The organism is Quisquiliibacterium sp., from assembly GCF_982640115.1.
The window spans coordinates 1-3,403 of sequence record NZ_CEXFHW010000275.1; the positions used below are offsets into that span (position 1 = coordinate 1).

Genomic DNA, 3,403 nt, shown 5'->3' on the forward strand with positions numbered 1-3,403 from the left:
ACGCCGCACACCTGCGCCATCAGCCCGCAGGTGCGCAGGGCGGTCTTCGAGAAGTTCATGCGCAGCCTCAAGGCCTGGGAGGCCGGGGGCACCCCCGAGGATCCGGTCGATCTCGAACGCGGTTACTGACCCGGCCAGGGGCGGGTTGCGCGAGGCGTGGCTGTGCGGCCGCGTTCATGCGCTAGCATCGCGCCTTGCATCTGCGCTCCACCCCGAACGAGCAGCCGTCATGTACAACCCCGCCCACTTCCGAGTGTCCGACCCCCAGGCCCTGCAGCGGATCATCCGCGAGCATCCGCTCGGCATGCTGGTCACGCAGACCGCCGACGGGCTCGATGCAAACCACATCCCGTTCGAGTTCGATGCGGCCACGGGTCCGCTGGGGCTGCTTACCGGGCACGTGGCGCGCGCCAATCCGCTGTGGCAGCAGTGCCGCGACGGCGCCGACGTCCTCGTCGTCTTCCGGGGCAACGAGAGCTACATTTCGCCCAACTGGTACCCGAGCAAGCCCGAGACACACCGGCTGGTGCCCACCTGGAACTACGAGGTGGTGCACGCTCACGGTCGCCTCGCGGTGCGCGACGACGAGAAGTTCGTGCGCGGCGTGGTCGCGCGCCTGACTCGCGAACACGAGGCGCAGGAGCCGCAGCCGTGGAAGATGGGCGACTCGCCGCCCGACTACATCGCCTCGATGGTTGCCGCGATCGTCGGGATCGAGATCACCATCGAGCGCCTCGAGGGCAAGGCCAAGCTGAGCCAGAACCGCGAGCAGCGCGATCGGCTGGGTGCGGCCGAGACGCTGGCGGGGCGTGGCGAGGCCGCCCTGGCGCAGGCGATGCGCTCGGCGGGATAAGCCGCGGCGCGGCCTTCGCCCTTGCGCCGTGCTGCGATGCGGCCGGCGCGCCTACTTCGTGCTCAGTTCGATGCCGCGGGTGCGGGCGGGAGGCGCGCAGTCGCCGCGCCGGCGGCCCTCCAGGAAGGCGGCGATGGTCTGGGTGACGAGGGCTTCGGTGCGCTGCGACATCCCGTTGCCGGCGAAGTGCATGTGCGTGGCGCCGTCGATCACGCCCAGCCACTTGCAGCCCGCGGGCAGGCTGGCGAAGGCTTCGGTGCGGGTCTCCCACGACGCTGCGCCGAGTTCGTTGTCGCGGGTGCCGGTGAGCAGCAGGGTTGGCTTGCGGATGTCGGTCCAGGCGTGTTCGGGAAAGATCGAGCCACTGCCCTGCGGTGACAGCGCGATGTAGGCCGTGAAGGCGTCGGCGCCGTTCAGGCCCAGCCTGTTGCGCGCGCCGGCCTCGATCATCGTGGTTGCCGCGCCCATCGAATGGCCGATCAGGACGGCGTCACGCCCGCGGCATCGGGCCGAGGCCCAGTGCCGCGCGGCGGCGATGTCCATGAATCTTCCCTCGTAGGCCTGCGGCTCGGTGATCAGGTCTGCCAGGCCGTCGCGCAGGCCCTGCCCGCGAATGTGCTCGCGCAAGGCGCGTCGCCCGCTCTCCGGATGACCGATCACCACCGACAGATAGCCGAGCGAGGCCATCGCCTCGCCCAGATAACGGTAGCCCTGAGCCGACCCTCCGGCGCCGGGTGAGATCAGGGCGATACCCCGGCAGGCCATGACAGCGGGCTCATCGATGGTGATGTCGATGGCTCGGCCGTCCCGCCTGTGCAGGGTGACGGTCTCGACGGCCATGGCGCTCGCCAGCATCGCGAAGGTCAGCGCGAGGGCGGTGAGGGTACGTAACGTGAACATCATGGGGTCACTGGAAGCACAGGTAATCCCACACGCCCTGCACATCGAAGACGGGCCTGCCGGAGGCGTCCACCGGGGTCGATGCGTCGACAACCGTGATGCCGTGCTGACGCAGCGCGGGCGTGGCCGCGGCGCTGGCGGGGTTGGGAGCCAGCGCGGTGCGCAACTGCCGCGTATCGCCGAACGAGCCGATGCCGACCTCGGCCGGCGGCGGCCCCGTCGAAGGCCGCGGCAGGCCCAGGCCATCCCAGTGCGCGAAGGCGTGGGCATTGGGAACCAGGGGGTCGCTGTCCGCACCGAAGCCGTACTGCCGGCTTGCCGGCGTGACGTTGGGCCTCGCGCTGGTCCAGTTGGCAGGTCGATCGGTCAACTCGTTCCAGTCCTCGGGCGCGGAGAAGTACACGGCGCGGCTCAGGGACACGGTCTTGGCCAGGACGCCGACGTGGCCGCCACCCTGCGAGTGTCCGGCAAGCACGACCTTGCTCCAGTCGACCGTGCTGTTGCCGAGCAGGTACTGTCCCCAGCCTTCGGAGGGATGCCTGGCGGCGAGCTCTGCGAGCAGCCGCGCCACCCGGTTGACGATGGAGTCGGCGTTCGATACCGGGCTCTGCCCGCTGACAGGTGTGCCACCGCCGAAGACGACCACGTTGCGGGCGGCCCAGTAGCAGTCCGGTTGAAGACTGAACTGACAGAGCGCGCCCATCGCCGTCTGGTTCGGATAGTTGATCCCGATCGCATGCAGACCGCGCGCGGCGGCGGCCCGCAGGATGTAGGTGTATTGGGTTGGTCGGCCTTGCGTGCCCGGCAGGAACACGAAGAGGCGGCCCCTGGTCGTTGCCGAGGGCGACGGGTTGATCGCCACGTGAGGCGCTTCGCCGCCGCTCGGTGCCGCGCTGATGCCGCTGTCGGTTGCGGTCGCGTAGATCTGGCGCTCCAGGGACGGCGGTGATGCCGCAGGGTCGGGTGGCGATAGGCCGGTATCGGGCGTACCGCCGCCACCGCAGGCAGCGAGCAGTCCGAGTGCTGTGCAGGCGAGAACAACCCGCAACCGTGGGGGGGCGATGAAGCGAATGACGGTGGCCAAGGTGACTCCTGGTGATCCGGGCTCGCGCCGAGGTCAGCCGCGGCGCCCGGGATGCTCCCAGGCGCAGAAGATTCCGCCCTGCAGTTCGCGGGCGATCGGGTCGCGGTCGTTGACGTGTTCGGCGATCCGGTCGCGCCACGCGTCGGCGCTGTCCTGCGGTTCGTAGCCGATGCGCCGGGCCGCATCGTCGGTCCACCACGATGCGCTGTTGCGCGAGGCGCCGAACACGATCTCGTAATGCACGTCGGCGTCGATCGCGCGCTCGATCAGATGCGCCAGGTCGCGGTGGCTGATCCAGGTGGCGAGGTGGCGCCGCTCGCCGGGTTCATCGGGCGAGCGGGCGGTGCCGATGCGCAGGCACACCGCGCTCAGGCCGAACTTGTCGGCGTAGTAGCGGGCCAGCGCCTCGCCGAAGACCTTCGACACGCCGTAGCGGGTGTCGGGCCGCACCGGCTCGCTGCCGTCCAGACGGGTGGCGCGGTCGTGAAAGCCGATCGCATGATTGGACGAGGCGAAGACCACCCGGCGCACCCCCGCCAGCCGGGCTGCCTCGAAGGTCTGGTAAC

The 3,403-nt window shown here is 70.1% G+C and carries 4 protein-coding genes; 1 reads left to right on the forward strand and 3 read right to left on the reverse strand.

What is annotated here, in order from left to right:
• Window positions 1-229 precede the first annotated feature (229 nt).
• Window positions 230-853 carry an FMN-binding negative transcriptional regulator gene (locus tag AC2H6A_RS18775; RefSeq protein WP_484275244.1) on the forward strand — a complete coding sequence of 208 codons (624 nt, stop codon included), beginning with the start codon at window positions 230-232 and terminating at the stop codon, window positions 851-853.
• A 51-nt stretch (window positions 854-904) separates the two neighbouring features.
• On the opposite strand, the gene AC2H6A_RS18780 is transcribed toward AC2H6A_RS18775, so the two are convergent.
• From AC2H6A_RS18780 to AC2H6A_RS18790, 3 genes are all read right to left on the reverse strand, one after another.
• Window positions 905-1,753 (reverse strand): alpha/beta hydrolase family protein, encoded by an 849-nt coding sequence (locus AC2H6A_RS18780; RefSeq protein ID WP_484275245.1) that lies wholly within the window; start codon window positions 1,751-1,753, stop codon window positions 905-907.
• A 7-nt stretch (window positions 1,754-1,760) separates the two neighbouring features.
• Window positions 1,761-2,837 carry a BPSS1187 family protein gene (locus tag AC2H6A_RS18785; protein WP_484275246.1) on the reverse strand — a complete coding sequence of 359 codons (1,077 nt, stop codon included), beginning with the start codon at window positions 2,835-2,837 and terminating at the stop codon, window positions 1,761-1,763.
• A 33-nt stretch (window positions 2,838-2,870) separates the two neighbouring features.
• On the reverse strand, window positions 2,871-3,403 hold a 533-nt coding region (locus AC2H6A_RS18790; protein WP_484275247.1), incomplete at its 5' end, for an NAD-dependent epimerase/dehydratase family protein.